13 protein-coding genes are annotated in these 16,555 nt (G+C 69.6%); 7 read left to right on the forward strand and 6 right to left on the reverse strand.

The window, feature by feature from the left end; all coding sequences use genetic code 11:
- Positions 1–49: 49 nt before the first annotated feature.
- Positions 50–2,602 (reverse strand): transglycosylase domain-containing protein, encoded by a 2,553-nt coding sequence (locus RWN05_RS13930; RefSeq protein ID WP_153303505.1) that lies wholly within the window; start codon positions 2,600–2,602, stop codon positions 50–52.
- Between the two features lie 122 nt (positions 2,603–2,724).
- The gene (locus RWN05_RS13935; protein WP_079003125.1) at positions 2,725–5,076 is read right to left on the reverse strand and encodes a transglycosylase domain-containing protein; all 2,352 of its coding nucleotides are present in this window, start codon (positions 5,074–5,076) and stop codon (positions 2,725–2,727) included.
- Positions 5,077–5,184: 108 nt separating this feature from the next.
- Here RWN05_RS13935 and RWN05_RS13940 point away from each other — a divergent pair, with 108 nt between their 5' ends.
- Positions 5,185–5,340: a hypothetical protein gene (locus tag RWN05_RS13940; protein WP_162852301.1), complete on the forward strand. Its 156-nt coding sequence runs from the start codon at positions 5,185–5,187 to the stop codon at positions 5,338–5,340.
- Between the two features lie 23 nt (positions 5,341–5,363).
- On the forward strand, positions 5,364–5,834 hold the full coding sequence (locus RWN05_RS13945; protein ID WP_079003124.1) for a RidA family protein: 471 nt from the start codon (positions 5,364–5,366) through the stop codon (positions 5,832–5,834).
- Positions 5,835–5,910: 76 nt separating this feature from the next.
- Here the strand turns inward: RWN05_RS13945 and acs are convergent, their stop codons facing one another.
- A complete protein-coding gene (gene acs / locus RWN05_RS13950) occupies positions 5,911–7,902 on the reverse strand; it encodes an acetate--CoA ligase (protein WP_079003122.1) in 1,992 nt (663 codons plus the stop codon).
- Between the two features lie 411 nt (positions 7,903–8,313).
- Here acs and RWN05_RS13955 point away from each other — a divergent pair, with 411 nt between their 5' ends.
- Together RWN05_RS13955 and RWN05_RS13960 are read left to right on the forward strand one after the other, a co-directional pair.
- Positions 8,314–8,958, forward strand: a complete 645-nt coding sequence (locus RWN05_RS13955; protein WP_314139965.1) for a SatD family protein — start codon at positions 8,314–8,316, stop codon at positions 8,956–8,958.
- Complete coding sequence (locus RWN05_RS13960; RefSeq protein WP_314139967.1) at positions 8,955–9,752, forward strand: hypothetical protein; 798 nt, start codon at positions 8,955–8,957, stop codon at positions 9,750–9,752. Before RWN05_RS13955 ends, RWN05_RS13960 begins: the two co-directional genes overlap by 4 nt.
- A gap of 43 nt (positions 9,753–9,795) precedes the next feature.
- On the opposite strand, the gene RWN05_RS13965 is transcribed toward RWN05_RS13960, so the two are convergent.
- The 3 genes from RWN05_RS13965 to RWN05_RS13975 are packed head-to-tail and all read right to left on the reverse strand — an operon-like array spanning position 9,796 to position 13,110.
- Entirely contained in the window at positions 9,796–10,719 is a 924-nt protein-coding gene (locus tag RWN05_RS13965; protein WP_314139969.1) for a ribokinase, read from the reverse strand.
- 10 nt (positions 10,720–10,729) lie between these two features.
- The gene (locus RWN05_RS13970; RefSeq protein ID WP_399543049.1) at positions 10,730–12,166 is read right to left on the reverse strand and encodes an MFS transporter; all 1,437 of its coding nucleotides are present in this window, start codon (positions 12,164–12,166) and stop codon (positions 10,730–10,732) included.
- On the reverse strand, positions 12,163–13,110 hold the full coding sequence (locus RWN05_RS13975) for a nucleoside hydrolase (RefSeq protein ID WP_079003118.1): 948 nt from the start codon (positions 13,108–13,110) through the stop codon (positions 12,163–12,165). The genes RWN05_RS13970 and RWN05_RS13975 overlap by 4 nt, the downstream gene beginning before the upstream one ends.
- Positions 13,111–13,260: 150 nt before the next feature.
- Between RWN05_RS13975 and RWN05_RS13980 the strand changes: the two genes are divergently transcribed.
- The 3 genes from RWN05_RS13980 (at position 13,261) to RWN05_RS13990 (ending at position 16,547) form a co-directional block, all read left to right on the forward strand.
- Complete coding sequence (locus RWN05_RS13980; RefSeq protein ID WP_314139970.1) at positions 13,261–14,340, forward strand: LacI family DNA-binding transcriptional regulator; 1,080 nt, start codon at positions 13,261–13,263, stop codon at positions 14,338–14,340.
- A gap of 111 nt (positions 14,341–14,451) precedes the next feature.
- The gene (locus RWN05_RS13985; protein ID WP_314139971.1) at positions 14,452–15,486 is read left to right on the forward strand and encodes a TadA family conjugal transfer-associated ATPase; all 1,035 of its coding nucleotides are present in this window, start codon (positions 14,452–14,454) and stop codon (positions 15,484–15,486) included.
- Positions 15,483–16,547, forward strand: coding sequence for a type II secretion system F family protein (locus RWN05_RS13990; protein WP_314139972.1), 1,065 nt, complete (start codon positions 15,483–15,485; stop codon positions 16,545–16,547). Before RWN05_RS13985 ends, RWN05_RS13990 begins: the two co-directional genes overlap by 4 nt.
- The last annotated feature ends 8 nt before the right edge of the window (positions 16,548–16,555 follow it).

Raw genomic sequence — 16,555 nt, forward strand, 5'->3', positions numbered from 1 at the left:
GGAGGGCCCGATCGAAAACGATCGGGCCCTCCGTGCCGGCGTCGGAACGCTAACAGCTGGTCTTCGAGATTGTCACCGTCACCTTGCCGTCCTTGCGCGCCGCGGTCCCGGCCGGTGGATCGACTCCGGTCACCTTCGGTGTCGTCGCTGCGGGATCGACCGCACACTTCTGGCCGACGTTCGCGAACCCGGCACCCTGCAGGGCCGCCTTCGCCTCGTCGTAGCTCGCCGCGCCGCTCACGTCGGGGACGGTCGCCAGGAGGCCGTTGCTGGTGTAGACGGTCACGATGGAGCCCTTCGGCACCGTACCCGAGGGGTTCGTGCTGGCGGCCTGACCCGCGGGCAGCGCAGAGTCGCCGGCGCCGCCGTTCGCGAAGCCGAAGCCGGCGTCCTCGAGGAGCTTCTGGGCCTCCTCGATGGTCTTCCCGGCGACGTCGGGCACCATGACCGACTGACCGTTGATGAGCGACGGATCGGGGTCGCCGAACGCGTCGCCGCCGAACTTCGCATTGGCGGTCGCCATGACCCGCGGCCAGATCTTGTGACGGATCGTCGCGGCCTGCCCGGCGTCGAAGTAGGTACGGCGGAGGTTGACGTGGCCCGTCGCGTTGAAGACGCCGACGACGGTCGCCGCCTTCGTGCTCGCGCCACTCATCCACGTCGCCTCGTTGTTGTCGGTGGTACCCGTCTTACCGATGAGGGGCACGCCGTCACCGATGCGGGACGAACTCGTCGTACCGCCGTTGAACGTCGCCTGGAGGGCGACGTTCGCCGTGGCGGCGACGTTCGCCTCGAGACCCTGGCGACAGTTCGCCGGAGGAACCGGGACCTCGGTGCCGTCGGGCTTCACCACGCGGTCGATTGCGATCGGGTCGCAGGTGATGCCGCCCGATGCGAAGGTCGCGAAGGCCGTCGCCATGCTGAGCGGGGCGACCTCGTTCGTGCCGAGCACGGTGGCAGGGGACTGCAGGAGCGGCCCGCCGTCGGCGCGGTGCACGCCCATCGACTCGGCCGTCTTGCGGATGCCGCAGAGGTCGAGCTGCTTCGCCATCGCGATGAAGCCGGTGTTGATGGACTGCTTCGTCGACTGGAGCGCGGTGTACTGGCCACCGTTGCCGCCCTCGTCGTTGCCGGGGTTCCAGTCGGAACCGGCGTACACGGTCCCGCCGTCGGCGCAGGAGTCCTTGAAGGTGCCCCAGGGCGAGCGCTTGCGACCGTCGACGCCCTCGTTCAGACCGTGGCCCTCCTTGAGCCATTCGGCGAGCGTGAACGTCTTGTACGTCGATCCCGGCTGGAAGCCGGTGGACCCGCCGTAATCGACGTCGGTGTTGTAGTTGACCGCGGAGTAGTTGGCGCCGGTGGCCAGGACGTCCGGGTCGTTCGAGTAGTCCTTGTTCTGCGCCATCGCGAGGATGCGCCCCGTCCCGGGCTGGACCGTGACGGAGACGGCACCGATGTCGAGCTGGTCGCTCACCCGCGGGATGAGCTCGTCGATCGCCGTCTGGGCGGCGTACTGGACGTCGAGGTCGAGCGTCGTGAACACGCTGTACCCACCGCGGTTGAACGCGGCCCAGCGCTCGTCCTCGGTGGCCCCGAAGATCGGGTTGTTCTGGAACACGCGCGTCACGTAGTCGCAGAAGTACCCTGCGCCGGGGCTGACGTTGACGGCCGTCTGGCAACCCGTGCTCGCCGGGTTGATCGTGGGCGTGATGGCCGTCGCGATCGCGACGTCGTACTGCTCCTGCGTGATCTTGCCCTCCTTGATCATCTGATCGAGGACGTAGTTCCGCCGTTCGAGGGTGAGCGCGTATCCGTTCGCCGCACCGTTGGTCTCACTGTCCGGGCGGTCGAGACGCAGGGTCTCCGGGTTGTTGACGATCGCCATCAGCGCGGCCGCCTGCTCAAGATTGAGGTTGGCCGCGGAGGTCGCGAAGTAGTAGTTGGCTGCGGCTTCGATGCCGTAGGTGCGGCCACCGAAGCCGGCGATGTTGAGGTAACCACGAAGGATGTCCTGCTTGCCGTAGCGCTTCTCGAGGCCGATGGCCATGCGCATCTCCTTGAGCTTGCGCTCCGGGGTCGCCTTCGTCGCCTCTTCGTACGCGGCTTTCATCTTGGCCTCGTCGGTGATGGCCTCGGCCTTCTGCACGAGCACGTTCTTCACGTACTGCTGCGTGATCGACGAACCACCCTGGAGGTCGCGGCCGGTCGCGCTGATCGCGACGGCTCGGATCGTACCCGTGAGGTCGACACCGCCGTGCTCGTAGAAGCGCGGGTCCTCGGCCGAGACCGCCGCGTCCTTGACGAACTGGTTGATCTGGTCCCAGCCGACCTCGATGCGGTTCTGCTGGTAGAAGGACGCGAGCAGCTGCGGGTTACCGGCGCTGTCGGTCGCGTAGATGTTGGACTTCTGCGCCAGCTCGTCGAGGGCCAGGTAGTCGGGCAGACCATCGAACACGTTGATCGTGCTGTTGGTCGCCATCCCCGTGACGGCGAGGGCCGGGGTGACCGTGGCGGTGACGAGGACACCCGCTGCGACGCTCAGGCCGAGAAAGCCGAGGAAGCCGCCGAGCACACCGGTGGCCGTGCGATGTTGTTGAGGCATGGATCGATGCTAAGCGACAATCCTGAAAAAGGCCCGCTCAGCGCCGCGTTGAAACCCGATCGTTGCCGCCGGGGCGGCCCGGGGCGGCTGCCGGGCGGCGTCCGCCCGGCAGCCGTCTCGGATCATCCGGGTGAGCCGTTCCCGTTTCCGTTCCCGGCACCGCCGCCGTTCCCATTGCCGTTCCCCGGGGCTGCCGGACCACCGTTCTCGCCGGTCCCGTCGGTGTCCCCACCGTCGCCAGGCGCCGGTGTCGGCGCCTCGCTCGGTGCCTGCGTCGGGTCGGTCGTGGGTGTCGGAGCAGGTGTGGAGTCCTCGCCGCTGCTGCCGGAACCGTCGCCCTGCAGCGTGGCTCGGTCGGCCTCAGGGAAGTCGCCGCCCGGGTACTTGGCGAGCGCGGCCGACATGACCTCCGGCCAGATGTAGTGCCGCATGGACGCGACCTGGGTGCCGTCGATGTAGGTGTCGCGGAGGTTGACGTGTCCGCTGACGTTGAAGGTGCCGACGACCGTCGCGACGGTCGTGCTCGCGCCACTCATCCAGGTCGCCTCGGCGTTGTCCGTGGTCCCCGTCTTGCCGATCAGCTCACCGACGCCGTCGGTGCGGGCGCCCGAGGCGGACGCGGTACCGCTCGACACGACGCCCTGGAGGACGTCGTCGGCCGCGGCCGCCACCTTCGCATCGACCGACTGGCGGCAGTTCGCGGAGGGGACCTCGGCAGTCGACCCGTCGGGCTTCGTGATCGAGTCGATCGCGATCGGGTCGCAGGTCTTGCCGCCGGCCGCGAGCGTCGCGAACGCGGTCGCCATGCTCAGCGGGGCGACCTCATTCGTGCCGAGCACGGTCGCGGGGGAGTTGTTCAGTGGCGCGCCGTCGGCACGGTGCACGCCCATCGACTCGGCGGTCTTGCTGATGTCGCAGAGGTCGAGCTCCTGCGCCATCGCGATGAACGCGGTGTTGATCGACTGCTGCGTGGCACGTCTCACGGTGTAGGACCCTGATTCGCCCTCGTCGTTCCGCGGACTCCATCCGGCCTCCGCCTGCTCCGTCCCACCCGGGACGCAACTGTTGGTGAAGGTCCCCCAGTCGGATCTGCGGTTCGCGTTGATCGACTCGTTGACGCCCTTGCCCGACTTCAGCCAGTCCGTCAGGGTGAAGATCTTGTACGTCGACCCGGGCTGGAAGCCGGCCGAGCCGCCGTAGGCCTGGTCGGTGTTGTAGTTGATGGCGCTGTAGTTGGAGCCCGTCGCGAGGACATCGGGATCCTGCGAGTAGTCCTTGTTCTGGGCCATGGCGAGGATCCGCCCGCTCCCGGGCTGCACGCTCACGGAGACGGCACCGAGGTCGAGTTCCGTGGTGGTCTTCGGGACGTATTCGTCGATCGCCGCCTGCGAGGCGCTCTGGAGGTCGAGGTCGAGGGTCGTGAAGACGCTGTATCCGCCGCGCTTGAAGTTCGTCCACCGTTCGTCCTGTGTGGCGCCGAAGATCTCGTTGTTCTGCAGCACGTTCGTCACGTAATCACAGAAGTAGGCGGACGACCCGGCCGCGGAACAGCCGGTGACGGGCGGCACGATCGTCGGGGTGATCGGGATCGCCACGGCGGTGTCGTGCTGCTCCTTGGAGATCTTCTGCTCTTTGAGCATCTGGTCGAGGACGTAGTCCCGTCGCGTCTTCGTCAGGGCGTAGCCGTTGGCCGCGCCGTTGTCGGCGCTGTCGGGCTTGTCGATCCTGAGGTTCTCGGGGTTGTTGACGATCGCGAGCAGGGTCGCCGCCTGCTCCAGCGTGAGGTTCGCCGCCGTGGTGTTGAAGTAGTAGTTGGACGCCGCCTCGATGCCGTAGACGCGTCCGCCGAAACCGGAGATGTTGAGGTACCCGCGGAGGATGTCCTCCTTGCCGTACGTCTTCTCGAGACCGATCGCGAGTCGCATCTCCTTGAGCTTGCGCTCCGGGGTCGTCGCGGTCGCCTCCTCGTAGGCCGCGTCGCTCTCCTTCTTGTCGGGGATCGCCTCGGCCTTCTGCACCAGGACGTTCTTCACGTACTGCTGCGTGATCGACGAACCACCCTGCGTCGATCCACCGGCGGCGTTGTTGACGACCGCGCGGACGGTGCCCGCGAGGTCGATGCCACCGTGCTCGAAGAAGCGGGGGTCCTCGGCCGAGACCGCGGCGTCCTTCGCGAACTGGGAGATCTGGTCCCAGCTGTCCTCGATCCGGTTCTGGTCGTAGAAGGAGGCGAGGAGCACCGGGTTGCCGGCGGAGTCCTTGGCGTAGATGCTCGACTTCTGGGCGAGTGAGTCGAGCTGGAGGTAGTCGGGGAGGCCGTCGAAGACGGAGATGCCCGTGGAGGTGGCGAGACCGGTCATCGCGATGGCAGGGGTGACCGCGGCGGTGGCGAGCACACCGGCGGCGACGCTCAAGCCGACGAAGCCGAGGACGCTCTGCGCGACCGTCTTCGCGGGGGTACGTGGTTCAGGCATAGGATCGAAGGTAAGCGGGGAAACTGTGAGCGAGCTTCACTTGGGGCCCGCCATGACCATCCCCTGCGCCTCCGCCTCTCCGTGCGGAGCGCCCGATCGAGGAGAGACATGACCCGCTGGGAGTACCTCACCACGCCGCTGATGATCCACAACACGGCAGCCATCCTGAACAACTGGGGCGGGGAGGGTTGGGAGCTCGTCCAGGTCGTCACCGGTCCGGAGGGTGGGCTCGTCGCCTACCTCAAGCGCCCCATCGCCGACTGACCCGACGCCCCGGAGGAACCCCCATGTCCCAGATCGCCGACCGACTCGCCGAGCTCGGTATCACCCTGCCCACCGTCGTCCCGCCCGTCGCGGCCTACATCCCCGCGGTGGTCTCCGGTGAGCACGTCTTCACCTCGGGCCAGCTGCCCATGACCGACGGCAAGCTCCCCGCCACCGGCAAGGTCGGTGAGGGCGACGGACTCGTCTCGCCCACCGACGCCAAGTCCTATGCCCGGACGTGCGCCCTCAACGCGCTCGCCGCGGTGGAGAGCCAGATCGGTTCGCTCGACCGCGTCACCCGCATCGTGAAGGTCGTCGGCTTCGTCGCCTCCGACCCGGCGTTCACCGGCCAGCCCGGCGTCATCAACGGTGCGTCAGAGGTGCTCGGCGACATCTTCGGCGACCTCGGCGTGCACGCCCGCTCTGCCGTCGGCGTCGCCGTGCTCCCGCTCGACTCGCCCGTCGAGGTGGAGCTCATCGTCGAGTTCGCGTAGCGCCTCCCCGCGCCACATGCACGAGAGCCGGACGGAATGACTGATTCCGTCCGGCTCTCGTGTTTGGAGCATCGACCTACGTGTTCTTCACCATCTTGTCGGTGATGATCTGCATGACCGTGGTGTCGGCGAGCGTCGTCGTGTCGCCCACCTCGCGGCCCTCGGCCACGTCGCGCAGGAGACGGCGCATGATCTTGCCCGAGCGCGTCTTCGGCAGTTCGTTCACGAGGTAGACCTCGCGTGGGCGGGCGATCGGACCGATCTGTTCGCCGACCCAGCTGCGGAGCGCGCCGGTGATGTCCGCGAGTCCGGACGCCTGCTCGAGGTGGGACTCCTTGATGATGACGAAGGCGACGACCGCCTGCCCGGTGGTCTCGTCGGCCGCACCGACCACGGCGGACTCGGCCACCATCTCGTTGGCGACGAGCGCCGACTCGATCTCAGCGGTGGAGAGTCGGTGTCCGGAGACGTTCATGACGTCGTCGACACGGCCGAGCAGCCAGACGTCGCGGTCCGAGTCGAGCCGTGCGCCGTCGCCGGCGAAGTAGAAGGGGCCGCCCTCGACGTCCCAGAACTTCTCCCAGTAGGTCTCCTTGAACCGCTCGGGGTCGCCCCAGATGCCGCGGAGCATCGACGGCCAGGGCTCGGTCACGACGAGCAGTCCGCCGCCGCCGGCACCGACCGCGTCACCGGCGTCGTCGACCACGTCGATGGCGATGCCCGGGATCGGGACCTGCGCGCTACCGGGCTTCGTCGACGTGACACCGGGAAGGGCCGACACCATGATCGCCCCGGTCTCCGTCTGCCACCAGGTGTCGACGATCGGCGCGACCTTGTTGCCGATGATCTTGCGGTACCACATCCACGCCTCGGGGTTGATGGGCTCGCCCACCGAGCCGAGCAGGCGGAGCGACGACAGGTCGAACTGCTTCGGGATCTTCCGGCCGAGCTTCATGAAGGAGCGGATCGCCGTCGGAGCCGTGTAGAAGATGCTGACGCCGTACTTCTCGATGATCTCCCACCAGCGTCCCGGGTGCGGGGCGTCCGGTGTGCCCTCGTAGAGCACCTGCGTCGCGCCGTTCGCGAGGGGGCCGTAGGTGACGTAGCTGTGGCCCGTGATCCAACCGATGTCTGCCGTGCACCAGTACACGTCGGTCTCGGGGTGCAGGTCGAAGACGTTCTTGTGGGTGAACGCCGTCTGCGTCAGGTAGCCACCCGAGGTGTGCAGGATGCCCTTCGGCTTCCCGGTGGTGCCGGAGGTGTACAGGATGAAGAGCGGCTGCTCGGCAGGGAACGGCTGCGCGTCGTGCTCGGGTTCGGCGTCGGCGATGGCCTCGTGCCACCAGAGGTCGCGTCCGGCCGTCCAGTCGACCTCGTTCTCGCCGCGACGGACGACGAGCACGTGATCCACGGTCGCCTGCTCGGGCAGCTCGCCGCGGCTCGCGAGCGCCGCGTCGACGGCGGGCTTGAGCGCGGAGACCTTGCCCTTGCGGTAGCCGCCGTCGGCGGTGATGACGAGCTTGGCCTCCGCGTCGTCGATGCGGGAGCGCAGGCTGTCCGCGCTGAACCCGCCGAAGACGACCGAGTGGACCGCGCCGATGCGCGCGACGGCGAGCATCGAGACGATCGCCTCCGGGATCATCGGCAGGTAGATGGCGACCCGGTCGCCGGCTTCGACGCCGAGGCTGGTGAACAGGTTGGCCGCGCGCTTGACCTCTGCCGTGAGTTCGGCGTAGGTGATGGTGCGGGTGTCGCCGGGCTCGCCCTCCCAGTGGAGGGCGACGCGGTCGCCGTTGCCGGCCTCGACGTGCCGGTCGAGGCAGTTGTAGGCGACGTTCAGCTCGCCGTCGTCGAACCAGGTCGCGAAGGGAGGGTTCGACCAGTCGAGGGTCTTCGTGAACGGCTTGCTCCACGTGAGCAGCTCGCGGGACTGCTCGGCCCAGAAGGCGAGCCGGTCACTCGACGCCCGCTCGTAGAGCTCGGCGCTGGCGATCGCCTGCGCGGCGAACTCCTCCGACGGTGGGAATCGTCGGTCTTCGTGCATCAGGCTGTCGATCTGCGTGCTCATCGTGTGTGTCTCGCTCCCTTGCGAATCCGCGTTCCTGACCCGACCTGCCGAGGCGGGTCGAGTCCGTGCCATGCACGAGCGTAGCGCGTTCCCGGTTGCGGATTTGTCACTCATCCGAACAAATTCTCGGGCCCAGTCTGTGAATGATCTGGGCATGGTAGGGAAACCACTCGATCTGGGGTCGTCTGAGCGCTTGTATTCCCCGTTCACTGGCGTACACTTGGACCCGGCCGAATACACATTCGTGCATGCAGTGCCAGCGATTCCCCCCAATCCGGCACTGTAGAGGCGGCACCCATTCCCCCCAATGGGTGCCGCCTTCTTCTGTCTCCGGCGCCGGCGGCAGGTGGCCACCGGTGAGTATTCGATTATTGCTTATAGTTCTGCCACTATCAGCTCTATGCTTCTGAGATGACCGCTCTCCTCCTGGCCGTCGTCGTCGACATCGTCGGTTCCCGCCGTCTCGACGATCGCACCCGAGCTCAGCGCGCGATCCAGGACGTCTTCCTCCAGGTGGAGGCCACCTGGCCCGCCGAGCAGCCGCTGCGTCCCACGGTCGGCGACGAGTTCCAGGTCGTGTACGCGGATGTCGCAACCGCACTGCGAGCCACCACCCTCGCGCGACTGCTGTTCCCCGCGGAGGTCGATTGCCGGTTCGGCCTCGGCTGGGGCGAGGTCACGGACATCGACGCCGGGCAGGAGGCCCGCATTCAGGACGGTTCCGCCTGGTGGCGGGCCCGAGCCGCCATCGACGAGGCGCATCGGCGAGAGGACAAACGTCAGCCGTACCTGCGATCGTGGTTCGAGGGCGAAGCGCCCCAGGACGGAGACGCCATCGTGAACGCACTCCTCACCCTGCGCGACCACACGATCGATCAGATGCGGAACCCCCGACAGCGACAGCTCGCCGCGGGCGCGCTCCTCGGCCGATCGCAGGAGTCGATGGCTGCCGAAGCCGGCATCTCGCAGTCCGCGGTGTCGCAGAACCTGCAACGATCGGGCGGTGCCGCGCTCGTCTCGGCCCTCGACCTGCTCGCCGGATCGCCGGCCCGATGATCACGGCCGTCCTGCTGCTCATGATCGGGGTCGCCGACCTCTGTCGGGGTGTGGTCCGCGGCCCGCGCTGGTCCCCGGTGATCGGGCTGGTGGTGGTGTGGCTGTTCGCCGTGCTGGGCCTCGGGCTCGACTGGTGGTGGCCGACACTGACCGGCCTCGTCGCCCTCGGATGGATCGTGGCCATGCCGTCCTCGGACGCGTCACGACCGCGCGGGTTCTGGCCCGTGCTCCTGCTCGGTCTCCTCGTCGTCGTCTCCACGCTCGTGTTCGGGGCGGGCGGGACCGCCGACAGCCCCGCTGCACAGGTCTACGCGGGCTTCGACCTCGGCGTGCTGCAGGAGGTGCCCCTGGTTCTCGCCGTCGCAGCCGGGTCGACGCTCGTCTTCCTCACGCGGAGCAGCAACCTCATCGTGCGGGCGTCACTGCGCCGCGCGCGTGAGGACGACGAGCCGCAACCGACCGCGGCACCCGCCTCCGCCTGGACGGTCATGATCCGCGGACGCGAGTTGGGGACCGTCGAGCAGAGCGCCACGCCGCGGCGTCCGACGACACAGCTGCTCGGTGGCCGACTCATCGGCCCGCTCGAACGCGTCTTCATCGTCGTCCTCGCGCTGAGTGGCACCGGCATGGTGATCGCCGCCCTCGTCGCTGCGAAGGGCATCGTGCGCTTCCCGGAGATCTCCGAGGATCGCGGGGTCGGCGGCAAGGCTGAGGAGTTCCTCGTCGGCAGCTTCACGAGCTGGGCGATCGCTGCTGCCGCGGTGCTCTACCTCTGGGTGATCGCCGCCGGCTGAGGCGACACGGGGTCCCGCGTCGGTTCACGCGGGACCCCGTGTCTCATCGCTGCTCGAGGAACGCCGCGAGCTGTTCCTGATCGGGGTACGACGCCTGGGCGCCGGCGCCGGTCGCCGCGTAGCTGCCGACGGTCGAGGCAAATCGCGCCGCGTCGACGAGCTCGTCGCCGGCAGCGAGTCGCAGCGCGAGAGCACCCATGAACGCGTCGCCGCAGCCGGTGGTGTCGACGGCGTCCACCGTCGGCGACGGAACCGACGTCGGGTCGGCCTCGCCGTCGATCACGACACTGCCTGCGGCCCCGGTCGTGACGACGGCTCGTCGGATGCCGTGGCTGCGCAGCGCCGTGGCGGTCGCCTCCCACCCGGCCTCCTCCGGGTCGACCCCTGCGAGGTCGGCCGCCTCGTGCTCGTTCACGAGGAGGACGCCGGTCGCGTGGAGGAGCTCCTCCGGCACCGGACCGTAGGGGGAGAGGTTGAGGAGCACGAGCGCGCCGGCCGCGGCGCCACGCCGGGCCGTCTCGAGCACGGTGTCGATCGGCACCTCGAGGCACAGGCAGACGACGCCGGCACCGTCGAGCGCCGTCCACGCCTCGCCGATCCGATCCGGCGTGAGGGTGCCGTTCGCCCCGGGCGACACGATGATCGTGTTCTCCCCGGCGTCGTCGACGGTGATCACCGCGGTGCCCGTCGCGACGTCGTCACGTCGGGCGATCCGGGTGACGTCGACCGCGGAGCTCGACAGCGACTCGAGCAGGAGGGACCCGTGCGCGTCGTCGCCGACCGCGCCGACCATGGTGACGTCGCCGCCGAGTCTGCCCGCGGCGACGGCCTGGTTGGCGCCCTTGCCGCCGGGGATGACGGCGAGTTCGGATCCCGTGAGCGTCTCCCCGGGCTGCGGGAAGCGTGCCGTGCGGATGACGAGGTCCGCGTTCAAGGACCCGACGACGACGATGCGTGGACTCTGCATGGTGACCTTCCTAGGCTGCCGAGGCGGTCTCGGGCGGACGGACCTCGGCGCTGGCGGGCTTCGGGATGAGGAACGACACCAGCAGGGCGACCGCGGTGATGCCCGCGCCGACCAGCATGGCACTCGTGTACCCGGCCGTCGACGTCCCTCCGGCGGGCGCGACGGCGATCTGGACGGCGGGGAGGACGACGAAGCTGAGGCCGGCGCCCAGGTTGAAGGCTCCCGCGTTCAGGCCGGGCAGGAAGCCCGGGTTCTCCTTCGGCGACAGGACGATGCCCAGCCCGTTGAGCATGATGTTGCCGATGCCCGCGTAGGTCGCACCGATGAGGACGGTCGTCGCGATGAGCACGGGGAGCGAGTGCACGCCGACGAGCGCCATGATGACGATCGAGACGATGCTGCCGATGAGACCGATGCGGAGCACATTCAGGTAGCCGAGCGTTGGCGCGAGACGACCGGCGAACGGGCCGACGAGCCAGCCGACGAGGGCGTACGGCGTCAGGAACGCGAGCGAGGCGAGGTCGGCCTCCATGCTGAAGCCCGCGTCGGCGTTCTGGGCGATCGAGGTGACGAGGCCGTTGGCGACGGCGAAGACCCCGGTCATCGTGAGCAGCGTCGTGAGCAGGAGTGCCCAGGTGCTGCGCTGGCGGAGGTACTTCGTGGCGACCAGTGGCTCGGCGACGCGGTTCTCGACGGTCCAGAAGATCGCGAATGCGACGAGGGCGACGACGATGAACCCGCCGACGAGCAACCAGTTCGCCGCCGCGAGCTTGCCGGCCTCGTTGAACGCGGTGAGCAGTGCGGCGATCGACACGACGAGCGGGAGCACGCCCCACCAGTCCATCCTCGTGCCCTTCGAGGGCTGCGAGTTCGCGGCCCACAGGACGACGAACACGATCGCGACGGCTGCGACGACGGCCATGGTCCAGAAGACGGATCGGAAGCCGTGGTTCGTGACGAGCCATCCGCCGGCGAGAGCGTCGATCCCGGCGATGCCGCCGTTGACTGCGGTGATGAGGCCCATCATGGCGCCGTACCGCTTCGGGTCGGTGACCTCGGCGCGCAGCATGAGCAGGGTGATGGGCACGACCGGCCCGGACACGCCCTGGATGATGCGGCCGACGAACAGCATCTCGACGTTCACGGCGAGGGCCGCGACGACGGTGCCGACGAGCATGATGACGAGCATGCCCGTCAGGACGCGCTTCCGGCCGACGATGTCGCTGAGGCGGGGGAGGAAGACCGAGAACAACGCCGCCGTGGTGAAGAACATGGTCTGCGAGAGGCCGATGGTGGCGTCGTCGGTCTGCAATTCGCGCGCCATGCTGACGAGCGCGGGGCTCAGCATGCTGGCGTTCAACTGGAACGCGACGCAGGCGGCGAGCAACGCCGTCATGAGGGCACCGACGCGGACGGCGCGCTTCGTGGAGTTCAGGAGGTCGCTCACAGCTCGATCTCCCCGATGTTCTCGAGGGCGTCGGTGACGAGGCCCCAGAAGCGTGCGTGGTCGAGCTCGGTCGCGGCCCAGGTGCTGCAGTCGTCCGGAGCCGGGCTGCGGAAGTCGGCGACCGTCATGCCGAGGGTGAGCGTGCCCGTGAGTTCGATGTCGATCGGTACCTTGACGGTCCGCACGATCGTCGGGTCGATCACGTAGGCGACGGCGCACGGGTCGTGCACGGGCGGGCTGTCGAAGCCCTGCGCGTCTTTGTAGGTGGTGCCGAAGAACTCGAGCAGCTCCTCGACGAAGCGTGCCGGGCCGGTGCCGATCGCGGCGATCCGCTCGACGACCTCCGGGGTGGCGAGGGCCTGGTGCGTGAGGTCGAGGCCGACCATGACGACGGGCCAGCTCTCGTTGAAGACGATGTGCGCGGCCTCGGGGTCGATCTTGATGTTGAACTCGGCCACCGCCGACCAGTTGCCGACGTGGTAGCCGCCGCCCATGAGGACGACCTCCTTGACCCGCTCCACGATGCGCGGCTCCTTGCGGGCTGCGAGGGCGATGTTCGTCAGGCCGCCGGTCGGGACGAGGGTGATCTCGCCCGGTTCGTGCGACATGACGAGGTCGATGATGAGGTCGATGGCGTGCCGGTCGTCGAGGGCGATCGCCGGTTCGGGGAGGACGGGGCCGTCCATGCCCGATTCGCCGTGGATGTCCGGCGCGTTCTCGAGCGGGCGCACGAGCGGGCGGTCGGCACCGGCGGCGAACGGCACGTCGGTGATCCCGGCGATGCGGGCGACGGCGAGGGCGTTCCGGGTGACCTTCGGGAGCGTCTGGTTGCCGACGACGGTCGTGACGGCGAGCAGCTCGATCTCGGGGTTGCCGTGTGCCAGGAGGATGGCGATCGCGTCGTCGTGGCCTGGGTCGCAGTCGAGGATGATCTTGCGGGGCATGGTTCTCCACATCGTTGGGGTGCTGGGGAAGCGGGCGGCAGGTCACGTAAAGCGCTTCAGGTCCGCCGGGAGCAGCCTACGTCAAGCGCTTTAGGTTCGCCAAACCGGGTCGTTCGGCCCAGGGTTCCGCGGCCCCGATACGATCGACGGGTGCCCCTCGAACCGAACGATCCCCGGCCACGCGCCGCCCGTCGCGTGACGGCGGCGATGGTGGCGGAGCGGGCCGGGACGTCGGTCGCGACCGTGTCGCTCGTCGCCAACGGCAAGGACGCCGGTCACGTGTCGGCACAGAACGCCGAACGGGTGCGCCAGGCGATCGCCGAGCTCGGCTACGTCGCCGACCACGCCGCGCGGGCGCTCGCGAGCGGGTCGAGCAACCTGGTCGTCTTCGTGACGCCGGATGCCTCGAACCCCTACTTCGGTGCGGTGATCCGGGGGCTCAGGGCCGGCCTCGGCGACGCCTACCAGCTGCTCGTGTCGGTGACCGGGGAGGGCGACGTGCCCACGGCGGCGGCGCTCGGCCGATTGGCGGCCCTCCGACCGGCCGGGCTCGTGGTCGACGCGCCGAGCGAGGCCTTCCTCGAGGAGCTCAGGCTCGACACCGCGCTCGTGTTGCTCGACGCACCCCGCCTCCCGATGACGACGGCGGAGGCCGCGTCCGGTGCCGTCGTCGCCGACCGACGTGCCGTGTCCGTCGACTTCGACCTCCTCGGCGGTGTCCGAGCGCTCCTCGACCACCTCCACGTCCTGGGTCACCGTCAGCTCGGGTACCTCGGTGGGCGCACCGCGACGGACACGTTCCTTCTGCGTCGACTGCTGCTCGAGCGCGAGGCCGCCGTGCGCGGGATGCGCGTGCACGCCGACGATCGCGCGGAGAGCATCATCGACCTCGAAGCGGCGGCCGCGGCGTTCGTCGACAGCTGGCCGCGGTGGCGCGACGCCGGGGTGACCGCGTTGGTCTGCGCGACCGACACGCACGCGTACGGGGTGCTGCAGTCGGCGCGTGCGATGGGCATGCCGGTGCCGGGTGAGCTCGCGGTGGTCGGGTTCGACGACCTGGCGTCGTCGGTCGTGAGCGACCCGCCGTTGACGAGTGTGCGGTTGCCCGGTGAGGCGCTCGGTCGCGCAGGCGCCGACCAACTCCTCGCCCGGATCGAGGGTCGGACGGTGGCACCCGCCCCGGTGATCGCCGCGGACCTCGTCATCCGCGCCTCGACGATCGGCCGCTGAGGTGCACTGAGGGTCGCCGACGACGCTCCACAAGCGAAGCCGGTCTCGTGAGTTTGCGAGGTCCGCGCCTCCGCGCCTCGGGGTTCGAGCCTGGGCTTCTACGCTCGCCGCATGTCCGATCGATTCGTCGTCTCCGTCCCGCCCGAGGCCGCCCCGCCCGATCCGCCGGAGGCGGCGGTCGACGCCGAGCCCGCGCGAGCAGGCGAGTCGCGCGGTGTCACGGCGCTCGCCGACTTCGGCGCGCTCGCGCCCTACCTCGCCGATCCGGGGGTCACCGACCTCTTCGTCAACGGCTCGTCCGGCCTCTGGCTCGACCACGGTGCCGGGCTCGTCCGGGAGGCGGGATGGCGCTCCGATGAGGCGACCATCCGCGCGCTCGCGGTGCGCCTGGTGGCGAGGGGCGGGCGGCACGTCGACGAGGCGACGCCGTGCGTCGACGTGCGTCTGCAGGACGGGGTGCGGGTCCACGTGGTCCTCCCGCCGGTGTCGACGCGAGGGACGCTCCTGTCCATCCGGGTGCCACGGGACGAAGCGCTGGGGTTCGATGCGCTACAGGCCTCCGGGATGTTCCCGGCGGCGGTCGCCGAGCTGCTGCGCGACGCCGTCGCGGCCCGGACGAACATCCTCATCACCGGTGCGGGCGGCTCCGGGAAGACGACGCTCCTCGGCGCCCTGCTCGGCCTCGCCTCGCCAGCCGAGCGGCTCGTCGTGATCGAGGACGTCGCGGAGCTGCGGATCCTCCACCCGCATGTCGTCGCCCTCCAGTCGCGCCAGGCCAACCTGGAGGGGGCCGGCGGTATCGACCTCGAACGCCTCCTGCGCGAGGCGCTCCGCATGCGTCCCGACCGGCTCGTCCTCGGCGAGTGCCGGGGGCCCGAGGTGCGTGAGCTGCTGTCGGCGCTCAACACCGGGCACGACGGCGGTGCAGGCACCCTCCACGCGAACTCCGTGACCGACGTGCCCGCCCGTTTGGAAGCGCTCGGTGCGCTCGCCGGCATGAGTCAGGAGGCTGTGGCCCGTCAGGCGACGAGCGCGATCGGACTCGTCGTGCACCTGGCACGGCTCCCGGTCGGACGGCAGGTGGTGGCGGTCGGCCGCCTCCTGATCGACGAACACGACCGCCTCTCCGTCGAGGAGTTGCCGTGACCCGGCTGCGGGTCCTGCGGCGGGTGCTCGCGGCGCTTCCCGGCGCGGCTCCGCCCGATGACGACGGTCCCGCCCGCGTGGCGCGCACCACCCGTCGTCTGGCCGTGCTGCTGGGCGCCGGTGTCGCACCCGGCAGCGCCTGGAGGCATCTCGCCCTGGAAGCCGACGCCGATGCGCGAACGCGATCAGCATCGGTGTCCGTCGGCCTCGCGGCGGATGGACCGGACGACGAAGCCGGCCCGACGAGCGATCATCGGGCCGACGCGGCGGTGCTGTCAGCGGTGGCCGAGGCTGCCGCGCACGGCGGCGACCTGCCGGCGGCGATCGCCGCCATCGCTGATCAGGAGACGAGTGCCGGCGCGCGCACGGCCTGGGCGGGGCTGGCCGCCGCTTGGCAGGTCGCGGCCATCAGCGGAGCGCCGCTCGGCGTCTGTCTGCGCGACCTCGCCGGGTCGCTGCGCGAGTTGGACCGCATCGGTCGCGACGTCGGCACGGCGCTCGCCGGAGCGTCCGCGACGGCGAGGCTGGTGCTCTGGTTGCCGCTCGTCGCCGTCCTCCTCGGGATGGCCCTCGGCTTCGACACGCTGCGGACGCTCTTCGCGACACCTCCCGGGCTCTGTTGTCTCGCGGCCGGTGTGGTGTTCCTCATCGTCGGTGCGCGCTGGAGTTCGGCGCTCAGTGCACGGGCGGCCAGGCGCGACCCCGCGCCGGGGTTGTCGCTCGACCTCGTCGCGGTGGCGATGGCGGGTGGGGGAGCGGCGCCGGAGGCCCGGTCGATCGTCGAGGAGGCGTGCGAGCGGTTCGCCGTCCCCTACGACGGTGCCACGATCACGGGCGTCCTCGCGCTCTCGGCCAGGGCCGGGATCCCCGCCGGTGAGCTGCTCCGCAGCGAGGCGGAGCAGCAGCGTGATCAGGCACGGTCCGATGGCGAGCGGGCTGCAGCGATCCTCGCGACCCGCCTCATGATCCCGCTCGGGGTCTGCATCCTGCCGGCCTTCCTCCTCGTCGGTGTGGCTCCGCTCCTCCTCAGCGTCGTCACCTCGACGACGCTCGGGTTCTGACCAACGGT

The sequence above is a fragment of the uncultured Plantibacter sp. genome (assembly GCF_963518075.1).
GTDB classification, from domain to species: Bacteria; Actinomycetota; Actinomycetes; order Actinomycetales; family Microbacteriaceae; genus Plantibacter; species Plantibacter flavus_A.